9 protein-coding genes and 1 pseudogene are annotated in these 19342 nt (G+C 35.8%); 7 read left to right on the top strand and 3 right to left on the bottom strand.

The window, feature by feature from the left end; all coding sequences use genetic code 11:
* Positions 1 to 1172: 1172 nt before the first annotated feature.
* A pseudogene (locus F6K23_RS41755) lies at positions 1173 to 3386 on the bottom strand (SUMF1/EgtB/PvdO family nonheme iron enzyme).
* A gap of 1112 nt (positions 3387 to 4498) precedes the next feature.
* On the opposite strand from F6K23_RS41755, the gene F6K23_RS11940 reads away from it, so the two are divergent.
* From F6K23_RS11940 to F6K23_RS11920, 5 genes are all read left to right on the top strand, one after another.
* Positions 4499 to 6091, top strand: a complete 1593-nt coding sequence (locus tag F6K23_RS11940) for an Hsp70 family protein (RefSeq protein ID WP_293155133.1) — start codon at positions 4499 to 4501, stop codon at positions 6089 to 6091.
* 173 nt (positions 6092 to 6264) lie between these two features.
* On the top strand, positions 6265 to 7017 hold the full coding sequence (locus F6K23_RS11935) for a hypothetical protein (RefSeq protein WP_293155130.1): 753 nt from the start codon (positions 6265 to 6267) through the stop codon (positions 7015 to 7017).
* Positions 7018 to 7041: 24 nt separating this feature from the next.
* The gene (locus tag F6K23_RS11930) at positions 7042 to 7458 is read left to right on the top strand and encodes a hypothetical protein (RefSeq protein WP_293155127.1); all 417 of its coding nucleotides are present in this window, start codon (positions 7042 to 7044) and stop codon (positions 7456 to 7458) included.
* 477 nt (positions 7459 to 7935) lie between these two features.
* Positions 7936 to 9834, top strand: coding sequence for a serine/threonine-protein kinase (locus F6K23_RS11925; RefSeq protein ID WP_293155124.1), 1899 nt, complete (start codon positions 7936 to 7938; stop codon positions 9832 to 9834).
* 849 nt (positions 9835 to 10683) lie between these two features.
* Positions 10684 to 12567 (top strand): serine/threonine-protein kinase, encoded by a 1884-nt coding sequence (locus F6K23_RS11920; RefSeq protein WP_293155121.1) that lies wholly within the window; start codon positions 10684 to 10686, stop codon positions 12565 to 12567.
* Positions 12568 to 13499: 932 nt separating this feature from the next.
* Here F6K23_RS11920 and mtnA read toward each other — a convergent pair.
* Entirely contained in the window at positions 13500 to 14540 is a 1041-nt protein-coding gene (gene mtnA, locus F6K23_RS11915; RefSeq protein ID WP_293155118.1) for an S-methyl-5-thioribose-1-phosphate isomerase, read from the bottom strand.
* Positions 14541 to 14751: 211 nt separating this feature from the next.
* On the opposite strand from mtnA, the gene F6K23_RS11910 reads away from it, so the two are divergent.
* The gene (locus tag F6K23_RS11910; protein WP_293155115.1) at positions 14752 to 14901 is read left to right on the top strand and encodes a hypothetical protein; all 150 of its coding nucleotides are present in this window, start codon (positions 14752 to 14754) and stop codon (positions 14899 to 14901) included.
* 398 nt (positions 14902 to 15299) lie between these two features.
* Here F6K23_RS11910 and F6K23_RS11905 read toward each other — a convergent pair whose 3' ends face one another.
* Entirely contained in the window at positions 15300 to 16604 is a 1305-nt protein-coding gene (locus F6K23_RS11905; protein ID WP_293155113.1) for an NAD(P)/FAD-dependent oxidoreductase, read from the bottom strand.
* A 729-nt stretch (positions 16605 to 17333) separates the two neighbouring features.
* Between F6K23_RS11905 and F6K23_RS11900 the strand changes: the two genes are divergently transcribed.
* Positions 17334 to 17957 carry a PEP-CTERM sorting domain-containing protein gene (locus tag F6K23_RS11900; protein ID WP_293155110.1) on the top strand — a complete coding sequence of 208 codons (624 nt, stop codon included), beginning with the start codon at positions 17334 to 17336 and terminating at the stop codon, positions 17955 to 17957.
* Positions 17958 to 19342: the final 1385 nt, after the last annotated feature.

The raw sequence follows: 19342 nt of genomic DNA, 5'->3' as shown, positions 1-19342 counted from the left end.
CAATGCGGAAGTTGTCAAGATTCTATTGATTCAGGCGATCGCTACTGTTAAGGAATGAGGATAAAAAATACAGAGATTAAAGAGGGAAGATTTCAAACTCGGATATGACTCATTCAGTTGTGGGGTATTTTTTGTGTTGAACAAAAAGTCATGCTTATAGCCGAACGACCCCCAATGACTAAATCGTATCAGAAATTTTTTCTGCTGGCAAGGGGAATATCCTTGCGGATTTTTTTGGTAGCTTCACACAATGCAAGCTTTCTTATCCGTGCATCTGTGGCAAAATCCTTGTCTTACTCTGACTTTTTCACGGTTGTTTGGGATTTAGGCAATGCTGAATTTGTCAGGATTCTATGAATCAGGCGATCGCTAAACTTAAGGAATGAGGATCAAAAATACAGAAGTTAAAGAGTGAAGATTTCAAACTTAGATATGACTCATTCAGTTGTGGAGTATTTTTTGTGTTGAATAAAAAGTCATGCGTAAAGGCAAACAACCCCCAATAACTAAATTGTATCAGAAATTTTTTCTGCTGGCAAGGGGAATATCCTTGCGGATTTTTTTGGTAGCTTCACACAATGCAAATCTTCTTATCTGTGCATCTGTGGCAAAATCCTTGTCTTACTCTGACTTTTTCACGGTTGTTTGGGATTTGGGTAATGCTGAATTTGTCAGGATTATATTGAATTAGGCGATCGCTAAACTTAAGGAATGAGGATCAAAAATACAGAGATTTAAAGAGGGAAGATTTAAAACTTCGATATGACTCATTCAGTTGTGGGGTATTTTTTGTGTTGAATAAAAAGTCATGTGTAGGGGCGAACAAGCCCCAATGAATAAATTGTATCAGAAATTTTTTCTCAACGCAAGGGGGAAAGTCTTTTCGGCATCTTGTAGCTCCACAAAATGCAGATTTTATCATCCCTGCATCCTTACAATAATGAATAATTACCTCTTCTGTAATAGAAGGATTAGCGCTCAAGGAATTTTTTTTTTCTTTCTCCCATGAATGGAGAGGCTTTATACCTTACCTTAATTTCTCGGTAACAAAATCCCTGTCTTGCCCTGACTTGTCCCGCTCTTAAAAAAAAATTTGACCTGCTTCGCGGGAGGAAAGAAAAAAGAAAAAGAGAGAAAAGGGGAAAAGAGGAAAAGAATAAAGGGGAAGATTCCTAGGAACGAAAGGCAGAAACCACCGGAGAAGACGAGACGATCCGAAAACCCCTATAGTAGCTGAGGACGTCGGCATAGTCATAGTCGCGCCTGGCACACCGGCAATACCAAGAATCGTTGTACCAGCAACCACCACGGAGCAGTCTTCTACGACTATCTCCTCCAGTTTCCCAAGCACTACCATTAGTAGGCGCTCCTTCATAGTTACTGTGCCAAACATCGTGACACCATTCCCAAACATTACCGTGCATATCGTACAAACCAAAATTATTGGGTGGAAAAATTCCCACTTCTGTTGTTTCTTTACGATATTTTCCTTTAGGTGCATCGCCGTAAGGATAGTTGCCAAAATAGTTAACTAACTCAGACGTTATAGTTTCGCCAAAATGAAATGGTGTGGAAGTTCTAGCTCGACAAGCATATTCCCACTGACTCTCACTGGGTAAACTATATTTTTTACCTGTTCTAAGTGAGAGTTTCTGACAAAATTCTGTCGCGTCGTTCCAACTTACATTTTCTACAGGACGGTTTGCTCCTTTAAAAGAAGAAGGATTATTTCCCATAACTGCTTGCCATTGTGCTTGAGTGACTGGATACTTTCCGATGAAAAATTCTGGCACATCTACATAATGTTGCGGACTTTCACTATCATCTCTTTCTGCTTCTGTCTCTGGAGACCCCATGAGAAATCTACCTCCAGGAATTTTTACCATTTCTAGGGAGACTCCATTACCGAGATTTTCTGTGATTACTTCTGCTTTACCTTTACGGCGACTTATTATTTCTCCTCTCCTGTTAACTGTGATGGTAGTAAATGTCTGAATGGGAAATTTTGGTTGTGGTGGAGGGGTAGGTTTTGGTGTGGGTTGTGGTTGAGGGGGAGATTCTGGTATTGGTTCTGAAGTTGGTTGGGAAGTAGAAATATTTTCTAGAGGTGTTTTACTCCACAAATATTTAGTTAATATTGCTGCGACAAACCCACCTACTGCCAAACCTCCTAATATTAATAGTGGAGGGGGAGTTTCTCTTGTTGGTTCGGGGGGATAAATATTTTCTGGTGTTGGTTCTGAAGTTGGTTGGGAAGTAGAAACATTTTCTGGAGATGGTTTATTCCCAAAACCTCTACTTAATATTGCTGCGACAAACCCACTTCCTGCCAAACCTCCTAATATCAATATTTGTCTTCTAGTTTTATTCGTTTTATTAGGTTGGGGTTGGGGTTTTGCTACTACTGTTTCTGTTTGAATAGGTGGGGGGACTGGTGTTGGTTCTGGTGTTGGTTCTGGTGTTGGTTCTGGTGGAGGGGGTGGTGGAGTTTGAAAATTTAATACTTTTAATACTTCTAATACTTTCATGGCATTTTCATAACGCTATGAAAAATATTCCCGCACCATCCTATCTAATATATTTTCCAGGTCGTCACTCACTTGTGCTTCATTTCGCCAGATAATATTTCCTGTCTTTGAGTCTGTTGGTAAGTTTTTTGGTTCTTTTCCTGTTAGTGCTTTTATTCCTACCATTCCCACTGCATAAATATCGCTACTCAATTTTGGTTTCCCATTACTTTGTTCGCTTGGCATATACCCAGGTGTTCCGACTGCTACAGTTAAAGTAGTTGTTCCTGGTTGGTTAGTTCTAGTTAATACACTTATTTCTTTTACTGCCCCAAAATCTATCAATACTATTTTGTTATCCGACTTACGACGCATCAAATTTTGTGGCTTAATGTCTCGATGAATAATATTATTTTGATGAGCTACTGCTAATGCTTCTAATATTCCTATGAGTAAGGCAATGGTATAAGACTCGCTTAATTTTCTCCCCGACGTAAGTTCTCTACTAATATCGTGCCCTTCTATATATTCTTGTACTAGGTAAAATTCTGTTCCTTCCTGAAAATGTGCAAATAATTTTGGTATTCGGTCTGAGTCTTTGCCTAATTTGTAGAGAGTCTTTGCTTCTCTCTCAAATAATTTTTGGGCAATAGCTAAAACTTCTGGGTCTGAACTTTTATTGTTGCTCAACCAAGGGATGAATTTTTGCAGAAAAGGTAAATCCCTTCTTTTGCTTCCTTTAGGTTTAAGATGCTTAAGGACACATTTCGGTTTTCCTGGTAAGTCTAAGTCTTCTGCTAAGTAGGTATCTCCAAATCCTCCACTTCCGAGAGAGTCGATAATTTTGTAGTGGTTTCTCAGGATTTTTCCAGACTGCATGATTTTTTTAGTTATCAGACTTTCCTTTACCTGAGAAATATGGTGTTTTTGGCCTAATCAATTTGAGTATATATGAGCGCACCTTCTCCATTATACATACAATATCATGTCAAGTTTTTGCTTGTCAACTAGCTTTAATTCTTTCTTTCTAAGTTAGATGAGTTTAATTAGGGCTTGCTGATTAAATATAAAAGTATTTACAGATAAAGGTAAGTGTCTTTTTGGAGTCGAAAAAAGTGCCTGGTTTTCAGCTCTTCATGCTCAAAAAGCTAGTATTTTAGGCTCATAGTTGGGCAGAAAAATCAAAGGACAAAACTTAGCTCCTACCTTCTTGCTCCCGAACCTTTTCTCCTGTCTTCCCCTCCTGGGATGGGGAGGGGCGAGGGGTGGGTTGTCTCCTGTCTCCTACCCTCGCCCATAAGACTTTTTCAGCAAACCCTAATTATCCGTAAAATAGCAATGAAGATTCAAAATACTGATAACCCACTGATAAGTTGTTCCTGGGTTCTTTTTCAGATTTTTTGTTTTAACGTTTATTTATGCCTACCTATTTACTCCCTACCTGTCAAGAGTAGGTTTTTTACTTTCTAGTTTTTACAAGACAAGGAGAACTGGGAAGACTTGGGAGAAAAAAGTGACTATCATTGCTGGATTAAATGCTTGGTTGAAGCGATAACTAAATTTTTTAATTGTTTATTATTTGAAGCTAGGAGACATTTGTGCTTCTAAGTCTACTTTCACCCTAAGTCTATCCTTTTCATTAATGGATAATGGATAATTACATCAGGTTTAAACCATTACAGAATTTAATATAAATATAAGGGAATTTTATTTCTTTTTTTCCCCTTGTAGAGCTACAGCTCGCAGCGCAGCTAAGGGGTGGCTAATAAAGCTGAATTATTTAATTATTAATTATTCGGTAAGTTACTCCCTACTCCCTATGTTCTGAATAATTTTTGGTATTTTGTTCGATAAATAGTGTATATTTTAGTCCAATTAATTTGAGTATATATGAGCGCACCTTTTCCATTATGATTATAGTATCATGTCAAGTTTCTCTTTGTCAACCAATATAATTGCTGAAAATATTAGATATTTAATTAGATAACTAAATGACTATAGCTATAGATTTCGGAACAAGTAATACGGTAATTTCCCGTTGGAATCAAACAACTCAACAGCCTGAAATTGTTAAATTACCAGGTTTGTCAATTATTTCTGGACAAAATCCACCTCTAATTCCGAGTTTGGTTTATGTAGAGAATGCTGCTGAAAATAAGGTAGTAATAGGTCAGCAAGTTAGAGATAGGGGTTACGATGTAAATACAGATTCTCGCTTCTTTCGGAACTTTAAGCGGGGTATTGGCTCAGATATTAAAGGATTTTTGCCTGAGCTTGATGGTCAAATAGTTTCTTTTGAACAGGTAGGAAAATTATTTTTAGAAGAAGTTGTAGCTGGTATTCGGAATGTTCCTTTGCCTGTAGAATCTTTAATTTTTACTGTTCCAGTTGATAGTTTTGAGGCTTATCGTAATTGGTTGGGGGAAGTTTGTCAGTCTTTAGAAGTTGAACAAGTAAGAATGATTGATGAACCTACTGCCGCAGCTTTGGGTTATGGAATGAAAGAGGCAGAAATTTTATTAGTGGTTGATTTTGGTGGGGGAACTTTAGATTTATCTTTGGTAAGGTTGGATAATTCGATACAAAAACAACCTTTGGGTTTTATTCTGAAATGGGGTGAAAAGTCGTTTGGTAAAAGTTCAAATCAAAGGGTAAAAACGGCGAGGGTTTTGGCAAAGGCGGGACAAAATTTAGGTGGTTCGGATATTGATAATTGGTTGGTAGATTATTTTGTGGAAAATCAGGGTATTGAAAAGACTCCTTTAACTACTCGTTTGGCAGAAAAGTTGAAGATTCAATTGTCTTTACAACAGCAGGCAACAGAAGTTTTTTTTGATGATGAAAGTTTAGAAAGTTATGAATTGGAATTAGGGCGAGATGGCTTTGAGGAAATTATCAAGAAAAATGGATTTTTTACCAGTCTTGATGAATCGATGAATCAGGTTTTACTACAGGCAAAAAGACAAGGAATAGAGTTATCAGAAATTGATGCTGTTTTGTTGGTGGGAGGTACGGTACAAATTCCAGCAGTACAGAGGTGGGTAAAAGAATATTTTGATGCTGCAAGAATTCGTTGTGAAAAACCTTTTGAAGCAATTTCTCAGGGAGCATTACAATTAACTCAAGGGGTTGAGGTTAAGGATTTTTTGTATCACAGTTATGGTATTCGCTATTGGGATAGAAGGAAAAATGTTCATAGTTGGCATCCTTTGATTAAATCTGGTCAACCATATCCAATGGGTAATCCTGTAGAGTTGGTTTTGGGTGCTTCGGTCAATAGTCAACCAAGTATTGAATTAATTTTGGGAGAATTGGGTGCTGAGTCTGGCGGCACAGAAGTTTATTTCGATGGCGATCGCTTAATTACTAGAAAAATATCAGGAGAGGAAACTTCAGTACAGCCTTTAAATGATAAAGAAGGAGGTCGTAATATTGCTCAATTAAATCCTCCCGGAAATCCTGGAAGCGATCGAATTAAGGTTTTGTTTTGGGTGGATGAATCTAGATTTCTCAGAATAACAGTAGAGGATTTATTAACTAATGAAATTTTATTAAATGAGCAAGTTGTTGTGCAGTTGAGTTAATCTGTTTTTAGACAATCAATATATATAGCGTTTCTCAAATTAGTGAGATAGAGTTATTCTTTTGTCTTTTTATTCCCTGTTTTATGTTCCCTCAAAGATAAAATTTTGTACCTCACCAGTATGGGGATTGCTATATGTAATTTTTGAGGAGGAAATAAAAAAAATTATGCTTTATGAATGAAAGTGATTTTATCGAAGTTAATGGTATTAGCTTTAAAAATGAAGCAAATAGCATACTCTTAGAAATATGGGAACCAAGTTTAATAGTATTACCCATTCCAGAAAGAACCCCACTGGCAAATATTTCTTTTCGATTATGGCTGAAGTTGACTAATCAGACAGCAAAACCTTGGAAAATTCATCCCAATAAAATCATTATTGCAGAACTAATGGCACCCGATGGTAAATTTTTAGAAAGAGAATTAACTACTGATAATCGAGAAAATGAAGCGAACAGACCCTATCAAGGAAATAACTTAGTCAATAAAGTAGCCTATTTTATTTCAAATTTAATCGATCATTTTACCAAAAGAAGTATTTCCTGGGTGAGTCCCAAAAGAGCAACATTCATCTCCATTACTGCTAATATTTGTTGGAAAAAAGATTTACTACAGTTACAGTTGTTAACTAATAGATATCAAGCTTTGAATAGCTCATTTTTTGATGGTCTAAAACCGGAAAATTATCAACTCAGATTCATATATTATTCAAGCAGTAAAATCAAACCTCAGCCTGAAAAAGAAACTTTACAGGGAAGAAATGCCAAACAAATAAAAGGCGATCGCTTAACAACTTCTTGTTTAAATCTACCCTTGGTTGAACTCCCTAAACCAAATGATAAAACAATAGAAGTAGATGGTATCCGCTTTGAAACTACACTGCCAGGAACAGTATTAACCTTACCAGAGAAAAAATCTGGTGTATAAACATCAGTAAAAATTGGTATTCGTATGACAAACAAAAGTAATACTAACTTTTATTTTAATTTTTACAACACACTAATTCCTCAACTTATCGCCCCAAATTGGCAAATAGTGCAGGAGTATTACACCAGCAATTTTTTGAAAAGTATATTAGTATCAGATCTACTTTTAGCATTGCCAGGAAAAAGTATTACTTTCTTTCCTCATGCCAAATTATTGTGGAAAAAAAATGACCAATTTAAACTTAAAATAGCTGCTGGAGATGGAGGGTCTTGGATTTTTGACAATCTCAAAGCAGGTAGATATTTGCTTCGACTAATATATAGCAACAAAGATACAGAAACAACAGCATATGATCTAATTACAAAAAAGGGAATATCATTCAAAAAGCTTTGGAAAGGAATGGTGTTAGTACCTCTTATAGAATTACGTTTAGAAATCTAGTAATTTTAAGTAAGCTAATTTTTGCAAAAGTTTTAAACTGATAAGTCATCTCTATAGCAACTAAAAACATTCCCTTGAAAAAATATTCACTCATTTGCTTCTCAACCAGCTTTCTGACTTCCTTATTCCTTCAATCTTCCTTCTAAAAAAGCGATCGCGAATGCTACTCCACACAAAAAACAAGAAAAATTAATTTATGCTTAACTTAAACCAATACTGACAAAAACAACAATATATTTAATAAAAAACTCTCAAAATTTATCTTGCCTATTCTTAAAAAATGACAATAAATTGCTCAACCCCACTAAATCAAATTTAGTCAAAAATTCCTAAGCAAAATATAATCAATATAGCACTACGCAAATAGGTTAGGACATTTATAAATGCTCAAAGTTAGTCAGAGATTACTTCTGACTTTTGACTTTTGAATTTTAACTTGCGCGTAGCGCTATACTATCCTTAGCTAAAAATATCGGCATGAGTCATTGCCTCAACCCCAACTGTCAAATTCCCCAAAACCCAGACTGGAACATATACTGTCAAAACTGTGGCTCAAAACTACTACTCAAAGACCGCTATCGTCCCCTTAACCTCATTGGACAAGGAGGTTTTGGCAGAACATTCTTAGCTATCGACGAAGATAAACCTTCCAAACCCTATTGTGTAATTAAACAATTTTTCCCAGCATCCCAAGGCACAAACAATATCAGTAAAGCTGCCCAACTCTTTGAAAAAGAAGCTACAAGATTAGACGAATTGGGCAGACATTCCCAAATCCCCGAATTAATGGCCCACTTCATCCAGGATGGGCGACAATACTTAGTGCAAGAATTCATCGACGGACAAAATTTAGGCCAAGCTCTGGCAGTCGAAGGGCCTTACAATGAAGAGAAAATTAAAGCTTTACTCAAAAATTTACTGCCAGTCCTGCAATTTATCCACTCTCACAATGTTATTCACCGCGACATCAAACCAGACAATATTATTCGTCGTCAAAACAATGACAGTCAATTAGTATTAGTAGATTTTGGTGCTGCCAAATATGCTCTCGGTACAGCACTGTTGAAAACAGGTACTACTATTGGCACTCCGGAATATACTCCCCCCGAACAAAACCGAGGCAAAGCAGTATTTGCGAGTGACTTATATAGTTTGGGGGTAACTTGCTTACATCTTTTGACCAACATTTCCCCATTTGAGTTATTTGATGTGGGTGAAGGTACTTGGGTGTGGCGACGTTATTTAAAGAGTAATTCTGTGAGCGAACAGTTGGGTTATGTTTTAGATAAACTGGTGGAAAATGCGATTAACCGTCGCTATCAGTCTGTTTATGAAGTCATCAAAACTTTAAATGCTAATACTCAAGTCAACTTGACTCGTATTCAAGATAAAACTGCTATCCAAACTCCGGAGGTTACACCTGAACCCCTACCGACTCAAACTTGGAAATGTCTACATACTCTCATAGGTCATCAAAAATGGGTTTGCTCCGTTGCTTTTAGTCCTGATGACAATATTGTGGCAAGTGGGAGTGAGGATGAAACTGTTAAGTTGTGGCAAGTAGATAGTGGTAGAGAAATATTGACTATGTTTGGACATTCTGGTTATGTAAACTCTGTTGCTTTTAGTCGGGATGGCAAAATTTTAGCTAGTGGGAGTGAAGACAAAACTATTAGACTTTGGGAAGTTAAAACAGGGAAACTTCTTTGTATTCTTGGTGACTGGAGTCTGGGAGAATATTTTGGTCATTCTAAGGGAGTAATGGCGATCGCCTTCAGTCCCGATGGCAAAATTTTGGCTAGCGCAAGTAAGGATAACAATATTAAAATTTGGCGACTTGGGGACGATATTTACGATCCTAACTATGGGAAAGTGATAATGACTTTGACTGGACATTTACAACCAGTGCGTGCGATCGCTTTTAGTCCTGATGGGAAAATTTTGGCGAGTGGCAGTGAAGATAATACGATTAAATTATGGGATCTAAATTTAGGTAATGCTGTTCAGACTCTATGCAACTATTATCAGGGGATACATTATATTTATGCAGTTGCTTTTAGCTATGATGGTAAAACTTTAGTTAGTGGTGGTCGCGATCGAAATATTAAAATTTGGCAAATAGATAAAGGTGAAATATTAAAGACTTTGGAGGGACATTCAAGAGATATTTGTGCCATAGCTTTTAGTCCTCAAGGAGATATTATTGCTAGTGGTAGTGAAGATGAAACTATTAAGATTTGGTATTGGGAAACAGGTCAGCAAATAGCCAATTTAGAAGGTCATTCAAAATATGTTAATTCTGTTACTTTTTCCCAGGACGGAAAGAGTTTAGCTAGTGGTAGTAGTGATAATACAATTAAAATTTGGCAACAGTAATAAAGTCAAAAGTCAAAAGTCAAAAGTCAAAAATTAAAAGTTAAAAGTTAAAAGTTAAAAATTATTATTATTAGGACTTACGCAAATTAACCTTTAAAACCTCATATGTAGGGGCGAATGGCATTGACTAACGTCAAGCTCCGCTTTATATGTTGCGGAGCAAAACGCCCTCACTAGATTTAGTGTCCGTGCGTAAATCCTGATTATGTCAATTAAACTCTTCTAAAGCACCTTTTTTAAGTTAAAAGTCAAAAGTCAAAAGTCAAAAATTATTATTATGTCAATTAAACTCTTCTAAAGCACCTTTTTTAAGTTAAAAGTTAAAAGTCAAAAGTCAAAAGTCAAAAATTATTATTATGTCAATTAAACTCTTATAAAGCACCTTTTTTAAGTTAAAAGTCAAAAGTCAAAAGTCAAAAATTATTATTATGTCAATTAAACTCTTATAAAGCACCTTTTTTAAGTTAAAAGTCAAAAATCAAAAGTCAAAAATTATTATTATGTCAATTAAGCTCCTCTAAAGCACCTTTTTAGTAAGCATTCAGCCGTCAGCTATTAGCTATTAATTATGGGGAAGGTAAAAGAAATTGAGAAAGAATAAAAGTTATGACCAAAGTCCCCGGACTAAACCTTAGAAGTAATTATTCATTACTAATTGCTGTTTGCGCAGCATTCCAAAGGAATAGCTGACTGCTAATAGCTGTTTACGCAGTATTCCGCAGGAAATGCTTACCCTTTTTAGGAGTCTAGAAGAAAGAGTATTTATACAGTAAAGTATAATACTTTTGGATTAGAACTAAATTATGGGGTGTGCTGACTAAATTTTATCGTTAGGAGAGTAGAAAAAATATGAATTACTGCCTTAAAGAAAATTGCAAAAATCCTAATTCTCCACCAGAAACGAGAATCTGTTTAACCTGTGGTTCTATGTTACTTCTAAAAGACCGCTATCGAGCAATTAAAATGATTGGTCAAGGAGGCTTAAGTAAAACTTATTTAGCAGTAGATCAAGATAAACCTTCTAAACCACCATGTGTAATTAAACAATTTTATTTTATCTCACAAAATGAAGTAGATATAAAAAGAGCGATCGCTTTGTTTGAAGAAGAAGCAGGAAAACTAGATACTTTAGGAACACATCCTCAAATAGCTGAATTATTAGCCAATTTACACGATGATTATTGTCAATATTTAGTCCAAGAATTTATACCTGGAAAAAATTTAGCTCAAGTTTTAGAAACAGAAGGAATATTTTCCGAATATCAAATTCGAGAACTATTAAATAGTCTTCTGCCAGTGCTAGAATTTATTCACTCCCACAAAATTATTCATCAAGATATTAAACCTGAAAATATAATTCGTCGTTTACCATCAAATTCTGCTTATCAAGCTGGAATAAAAGGTCAATTTGTATTAGTAGATTTTGATGTAGCAAAACAGTTGACTGGAACTCCAATATTTAAACCAGGCACAATATTATGTACTCCCGAATATGTAGCCCCAGAACAACTCAAAGGTAGAGCAAATTTTGCCAGTGACCTATACAGTTTAGGCGTAACCTGCATCAATTTACTAACCAATATTTCTCCATTTAAACTATTTGATACTGGGGAAAATAAATGGGTATGGCGAGATTATTTAATTGATAATCCGATTAGCAAAGAATTGGGAAATATTCTCAATAAATTAATTTCTGAAGGTACAAACAAACGTTATAAGTCTGCTAAAGATGTCTTAAAAGATTTAAATCATGGGAAATTACCACCCCCACCCACACCATCTTTTCTCCAATTTTCATTCCCAAAAATTTCTCTCAAAGATACAAATTATGTACCAGGATTACATCTTTATTCTTGGGGAAAACCTCAAACTATTTCCGGTCATTTAAGCTCAGTTTCATCAGTTGCTATTAGCCCAGATAATCAAATGATTGCTAGTGGTAGTTTTGACCGAACTATTAAATTGTGGAAATTATCTACAGGAGAATTATTAGACTCTTTTATAACTTCTAATATAGTTTTATCAATTGCTTTTAATCCTAAAAGTAATATCCTAGCTATTGGTAATGTCGGTGGAATTATTAATATTTGGGATTTAGCTACAGGAACTATCAGTTGTAGTTTATCCAGACATTCTGATTCTATTGTTTCAATGCCAGTAGTATTTAGCCCAAATGGAGATTTTATTGCCAGTGGAAGTGATGACCGGACTATTAAAATTTGGCATCAAGAAACTTGTCAACTTTTGTACAGCATCAAAAATTCTCGTGGCATTAATGTAGTTGCTTTTAGCCCAGATGGTAAAATTCTTGCTAGTGGTAGTAGTGACAATGTGATTAAATTATGGGAAGTAGAAACAGGTAATCTTATAGATAAATTAATCGGACATACTAGAGATATTAATACAATTGCTTTTAGTCCTGATGGTAAAGTTTTAGTCAGTGGTAGTAGCGACAAAACAATTAAATTATGGTCTGTAGAAACAGGTAAATTAATCAAAACAATTACTGGGCATTCTGATTGGGTTAGGTCTGTAATTTGTTTGGATAAAAAAACAATAATTAGTGGCAGTGCAGATAAAACTATTAAGATTTGGCAGATGGAAACTGGAGAAGTTATTAAGACTTTAAACGGGCATTCTAAGGATGTAAATTCTGTGGCAATTAGCGGCTATGATAATACAATTGTGAGTGGAAGTAGTGACAATACTGTAAAAATTTGGCGTTGTGAATAAAAGGAACGAAGACAGAAGGAAATATTGGTTCAAAGGGATAAGGTTTTTGGGTTTGCGTAAGCGGAACGGAGTTCTATCGCAGATTATCCGCACATAATATTATAGAGTAATTGCAAAATTACTTCATCCTAATACAGATAGGACTGATATCATGTCCGGTTGAACAGTGATAAATAAATAACTACGGAGTCCTCAGGAGTCAGGAGTCAGGGGTCAGGAGGGAAGAAAGAAGAAGGAAGAAGGAAGAAGAATAACTGGAGTTGAAGGAGAGAGTTTTTTTTATCACTAATTATCCGGACATGATATGACTGACAATAGATATAGGATGTGGTGCGTTATATCATGTCCGGTTGAATACTTACAGCGCTTTTCAAATTGATGAACCACATCTTCACAAGCAAAACCTTGTAGGGACGTTCCATGGAACGTCCCTACTGTGGTCTACCCAAATGAAAACCGCTGTATAAATAAATGACGGAGTCCTCAGGAGTCAGGATTCAGGAGGGAAGAAAGAAGAAAGAAGAAAGAATAAAGAGGAGGAAAAGGAGAAAGTTTTTTGATCACTAATTATCCAGACATGATATTACGCTACCGCTAACACACCCTACTGGACTGTTTCAACTAAAATGTTGCAATAGAAAATGGGGTGATGGGGTGATGGGGGGATGGGGTGACGAAAAAAGCTAATGCACTATTTTAGGTGAAACAATCCACTACATTGTGTTGTCACCGTCAATTCAATAGTGATGTAGCTGTCGCACTTGCTCCGCCAACACCTATTTTTTATCTTGATTGAAGAGCGATCGCCTGTTTTTGGTTGTCTGTTGAAGAGCGATCGCTTGTCAGTCCAATAGTAACTTTTGGCTGGTATTCTATTGCACTATTTTAGATGAAACAGTCCACTACTGGACTGACTCCCCACACCCAGGTGATTATTCCTGAAACTGTTTTAAATCTCCTGGCGCAACTGTACCATATTCTGTCATAATTCCTGCAATTAATTCTGCAGGGGTAACATCAAATGCAGGATTATAAAATTCTACCCCTTCTGGACAAATGCGCGTTTCTCCTATTTGATATATTTCCACCGCATCTCTCTCTTCAATTGGTATTTGACTACCATCAGATATTTTAAAATCTATTGTTGATAGAGGTGCTGCCACAAAAAAAGGAATATTATGTGCTTTAGCAACGATCGCTAAACTATAAGTACCAATTTTATTAGCAGTATCTCCGTTAGCAGCAATTCTATCAGCTCCAACTACTACAGCATGAATTAAACCTTGTTTCATACAGTGAGCAGCCATGTTATCACTTATTAAGGTTACAGGAATACCTTCTTGCACGCATTCCCAAGTCGTGAGTTTTGCACCTTGGAGACGGGGACGAGTTTCATCCGCATAGACTTTCCCTAGTCTACCCCCTCGCCATGCCGATCCAATAACATTTAAGACTGCAGTACCCGCCAAAGCACCAGCATTACAGTGAGTTAAAATGTTTAATTTTCCTGGAGAAGTCGGTAAAACTTTAACTCCGCGATCGCCAATATTTTTACAAGTTTGTAAATTTTCTGCTTGAATATTTTTAGCAGTTTCTAATAAAGTCGTTTTAATTTCTTCTACAGAGCTATTCGTTTCATTTGCTACTTTTAACATTCGCTCAATTGCCCAAAATAAATTAACAGCAGTTGGGCGAGTTTGTCGTAACATTACAGCCACTTCTTCTAAGTGTTTTAAGAACTCATTTCTATCAGTTATAGAAATTTCTTTCGCCCCTAAATACATTCCATAAGCTGCTGATACACCAATAGCTGGTGCCCCACGAACTATCATTGTTTTAATAGCTCTTGCCATCTCTGTAGAGTTATTAATTTCTACAGTTTTATATTCTCCTGGTAGGCAAGTTTGGTCGATTAATAAAACACGGTCATTTTGCCAGATAATAGGATTAACTTCTGTATTTTTAGACATCATAATTTTTCCCCATATATCATAGATAATATCAAATTCAGATAATCAATATAGTAGGTTGGGTTAAGCGACAGCGCAACCTAATAATCATAGTCATTTTAAAGAAGTAGTCAGCGGTCAGCGATCGATAGATTTTTTTTGACAGGACTTAAGCAGAGACTCTACATATAGTGATAAAAAATACTATTTCCCCCTACAAATGGTGCTTAAAGAGTTGGTATTCCTGCATAGTAATTATACAAGTAACAAAGAATGGTTGGCACGGGAGCAAGATGCTCCCACTGCCGTACCTCCTAACAAAAATAATGCAATGCACGACCATTACAATGCACCACCACCTAAAAGTGGCGTTGCTGAATACTAGGATGATTTTGGCGCTCCACTGATATAAAATCCGGTTGAATACTTATCTTATGTTTGGGGGTGGGAAGTGTGGGGAGGGTGGGGAGTGTGGGGAGAAGGGGAGGTCGAGAGATTGAAGGATCCGAAAGTGTGGATAGAATTATAAACATATACTGTATAACCGGATTCTATATGAGACAGGGAGAAAGGGAGACAGGGGGATTATGGTTTGTGCTCTGGTGACAAAATCATCCCGCAATTATGCAATGCCTAAAAGTTAATTTGCGTAATATCAAATCCGGTTAATTGCACATAGAATCTGGTTATATAATATCTGTTTATACTTCAATATTTAATCTCCCCTACTCCCCTACTCCTCTAATCCCCTACTTCCCTACAGAGGTCTATCCTTCTTCGAGACTAATTCTTCTTGCCAAAATAATGAGTTAATAACTCATAGCTGATAGCTGATAGCTGACCGCTGAATGCTTGCATTTGTTGCCATCCTAATTTTACCTTGCGTTGTATGTACTTACCCAATCCTTTATACAACTTTTGAAAATTGTATGCAAATAAAATATTCATCATATCCTCTACTGTCAAAGATTTTAAATAATTCACTCCTTTATCAATCAACTCATCACTATCTTGCATATATCTTCTGCGCCCCATTTGTTCAGAAATGTTCCATTTTATAGCATATCGTCTCTGCATTTCTTTTTGATAAGAACGAAAACTAGATAAACGTTTATCAAGATATTTTTCTATATACTTACTAGCTATTTCTGCATTATCCATACCATGTCTAATTCCTTCCCCACCCAACATATTAATAGTAGATACAGCATCACCAATAGCAATAATATTATCTTGATAATAAATATCCTTTAATCCCACAGAATATCTAACAGTTGAACCATGAGAATCAATTAATTCATACTCCTCAAGTTTCATATAATCTTGAATCAATAGTTCTAGATACCATCTCATAGATTTGGTTTCAACTATTTGTTTATGTTCTAGATTAAACCGCGCCACACCTATTTTTAATCTGTGCTTTTCTGCCTCCATAGGAAATATCCATGAATAACCTTTCGGCATCCATTTATGACCTAAGAAAAAAATCAAATCCTTAGCATATTTCTCATATTCTCTTCCTTCAACTTCAATTAAATATTCAATTCCCGCAGCCGTTAAAAATTGAGGTTGCCTGCTTTTTTTATCATACATTACTGCCCTTGCTGGTCCGGTTGCATCAACCAAAACTTCTGTACTAACAGTAAATTTTTCACCCCCGAAACGTTTCATTTCTACAATAGTCTTTCCCTCTTCTTGAAAATGTTTTGTGTAGCGACAACCCATCCAAACTTTACCGCCATAACTTTCCACCTCTCCCGCCAAAAATTCTCTAAGTTTGGCAAAATTTAAAACTGATCCTAATATTTTTGGTGACGCCCAGGTATGATTAACATTAGTTGTCACAATACTAATTTTCTGCCAATAACTACCGACTACTGTTTCTGGTAAGTCAAATTTATCGAGAGTTTCTTGAGGAGTTGCCGCACTGGAAAAGTCATTTTTATTAAATGTTTCGTGTTGTTCAACTAATAAAACTTTGCGTCCCAATTTTGCCAAACTTCTAGCACATTGACAACCTGCCGGACCTGCTCCAATAACTACCACATTAAATTCATTTTTACTGTTCATAATTTCTGATTTACTCATAGAAATATTTGAGAAAATATTTTGTAGGACTTACACATTACAAGGTATTTTCGTCCGAAGCGACAGACAGGTTTTGCGCAGTACTCCGGAAGGGATTACCAAAAGTCATACTATACTTAGGCAACACTTCAACTATAGAAAATATAGAAAAGTTTTTGAGAAATGGTACGATACTTGCCCATCCTCAAAAACTGTCCCCTTCTTAAAATTTACCGAATAATTAAGGTTTAAAGCCTCTCCTTTAAAGGAGAAACAAGCGGTCGTTAGCGCAGCTTCCCGTAGGGTGGGATGGCGAGGAGACCTCGTCATATCCAATCGACCAAGAGAGAAAAAATTTTCCTTTTATTCAATCCTCTTCTTTTTAGGGATAGGTAATTATTAATTATCCATTATCCATTATTGAAACATAAATTATGGATATTGAGAAAAATTTATAGTCCATAAATATGCTTTTATAAAGATTATGTGAAGTTTGGGGTGCTTTTATTAAAGATTATGTGAAGTTTTGGTATTTAATTAAACTTTTATAACATTTCTTACACAAATCTTCAAATTCTCTTGAGATAAATAATTTAGTGTTTTTCGATGATGGTTTTTACCAAGTGGATTGACTATTAATAACTACTTGCGTCTCACAAAATGCTTATGTCAGTATATTCATAGTTAAGTTAATTAAAGAAACTTAACTTACTGTAAATAAAGTCAACATCTGCATGGAGAGTAATTATCATGATTAGTCAAGTAAACAAAAAAAATGCAATCAACTTTTTACGGTCTACGACCGTAAAAAGTTTAGCTTCTCTTGCTATTTTAGCTCCTATTTTCATAGGGAATAACTCAGCTAAAGCAGTAACTCTTGATTTTGAGGGATTTAGCCACTTTGAAACTATCTCCGGTGATACTTTTAGTGATTTAGGTGTTGTTTTCGATCAAGACCTAAAAATTTTTCAAGGACATCCAGCTGCACCTATTAAATCTGGAATAAACGTTGCTATAGGTACTGAACCCTTATTCGGGGATATTAGCGGTTTCTTCACAGAAGCAGTTGATTTTGTTTCAGTCTTTGCAGGAGATAATGCGAGTGGTGATACTGAGACTGTAACTCTTCTAGGTTTCGATGACTTTGACAACCTTGTTGCTTCTGACACTTTTACAGACATAACAGCACAGACTTTATCCATATCCGGTCTAGGTATTGTGCGATTTGAGATTCAAGATGTAAATCAAGTAGCGATCGGTATTGATGACTTTACTTTCAACCCTACACCAAAATCAACTCCTGAACCTGCTTCAATTTTAGGTTTATTAGCATTTGGTGCTATGGGTGCTAGTTCAATGTTAAAGCGCAAATAGAATTTTTCAGAAATTATACCAGTCTTTTCGAGCAACCATTGTAGGGATATGCCATAGAATGTTCCTACAATTTTTTTTCTGAGAAATCTATTTAGGATATGTTGTAGCTTTATTCAGTGGCATCAAAGCTATCCCTTGATAACTTGACAACTCCTGTGCTATAGCGCTGTGCGCAGGCAACAGCTCCGGAAAGCAACAGCTCATCTGGGGGAATAAATTGCCGGTAATATAATACTTTTAGCTATTTGCCCTTTCCTACAATTTGTAAATATACCAGCGCTCATTGCTATAACAGTAAATTTTTCAGCCCCGAAACGCCTCATTTCTACAATAGTCTTTCCCTCTTCTTGGAAATGTTTTGTGTAGCGACAACCCATCCAAACTTTACCACCATAACTTTCCACTGGAAACTATACAGGACTTACACATAACAACCAAACATAATAGGGGTTAACGGCCGTTAACCCCTACAAGTGGTGTATAATTTCGTATGCGTGGGTAAGTCCTTAAATTTTTTTATAGATAGATGTACCCAGATAAAAAAAAGTAGTATTTAGCACATGACTCTAGCACTCGCAGGGGTCTTGCCCACAATCAGAACAAGTATCTAAAACCACTTGAACTAGTGAATTAGAGCTGTTTAAATTCAATAGGTTTGTTCGGGAACGGCGATTAACAGTAATCTCACTGCGAGAAACATTAGATTCTAAGGGTTGGTTCATTATCCATTTTCCTTGAGTTTTACATTTCAGCAAGTATACTACAGAACTTTATGATTTGCAATATCAGTAGTTTTACCCAAATTTATTTGATAGGATTTGCAAGCTCAGTAGTTTTACCCAAATTTATTTGATGATTAAACAATAATATTGACTACAATTCCCGGGAGAATACGAGTATGCTCAGAGCGATCGCCAAAATCAAACACGATAGCTATCTTTTTTGAATTTGGTATAACTGTGGTCATATTCAGGATATGCTGTTGCATTTAAGAACTTTTGATTTCCTGAGTGTGGCATATCTATTGACCGCGATTTAAACGCAAGTATTAATTTAAGAAATGCGTGCAAATGGATATTGAGAAAAATTTATAGTCCATAAATATGCTTTTATAAAGATTATGTGAAGTTTGGGGTGCTTTTATTAAAGATTATGTGAAGTTTTGGTATTTAATTAAACTTTTATAACATTTCTTACACAAATCTTCAAATTCTCTTGAGATAAATAATTTAGTGTTTTTCGATGATGGTTTTTACCAAGTGGATTGACTATTAATAACTACTTGCGTCTCACAAAATGCTTATGTCAGTATATTCATAGTTAAGTTAATTAAAGAAACTTAACTTACTGTAAATAAAGTCAACATCTGCATGGAGAGTAATTAT

Source organism: Okeania sp. SIO2C9 (assembly GCF_010672455.1).
Classification (GTDB): Bacteria; Cyanobacteriota; Cyanobacteriia; order Cyanobacteriales; family Microcoleaceae; genus Okeania.
The sequence above is the reverse complement of the archived record's forward strand: the minus strand, read 5'-3'. Positions and strand labels throughout refer to the sequence as shown.

Coding starts and splice junctions, on each gene's coding strand:
- F6K23_RS11905 (WP_293155113.1), bottom strand. CDS start 16,604: ATGAGTAAATCAGAAATTATGAACAGTAAAAATGAATTTAATGTGGTA.
- F6K23_RS11935 (WP_293155130.1), top strand. CDS start 6,265: ATGAATGAAAGTGATTTTATCGAAGTTAATGGTATTAGCTTTAAAAAT.
- F6K23_RS11900 (WP_293155110.1), top strand. CDS start 17,334: ATGATTAGTCAAGTAAACAAAAAAAATGCAATCAACTTTTTACGGTCT.
- mtnA (WP_293155118.1), bottom strand. CDS start 14,540: ATGATGTCTAAAAATACAGAAGTTAATCCTATTATCTGGCAAAATGAC.
- F6K23_RS11925 (WP_293155124.1), top strand. CDS start 7,936: ATGAGTCATTGCCTCAACCCCAACTGTCAAATTCCCCAAAACCCAGAC.
- F6K23_RS11940 (WP_293155133.1), top strand. CDS start 4,499: ATGACTATAGCTATAGATTTCGGAACAAGTAATACGGTAATTTCCCGT.
- F6K23_RS11930 (WP_293155127.1), top strand. CDS start 7,042: ATGACAAACAAAAGTAATACTAACTTTTATTTTAATTTTTACAACACA.
- F6K23_RS11920 (WP_293155121.1), top strand. CDS start 10,684: ATGAATTACTGCCTTAAAGAAAATTGCAAAAATCCTAATTCTCCACCA.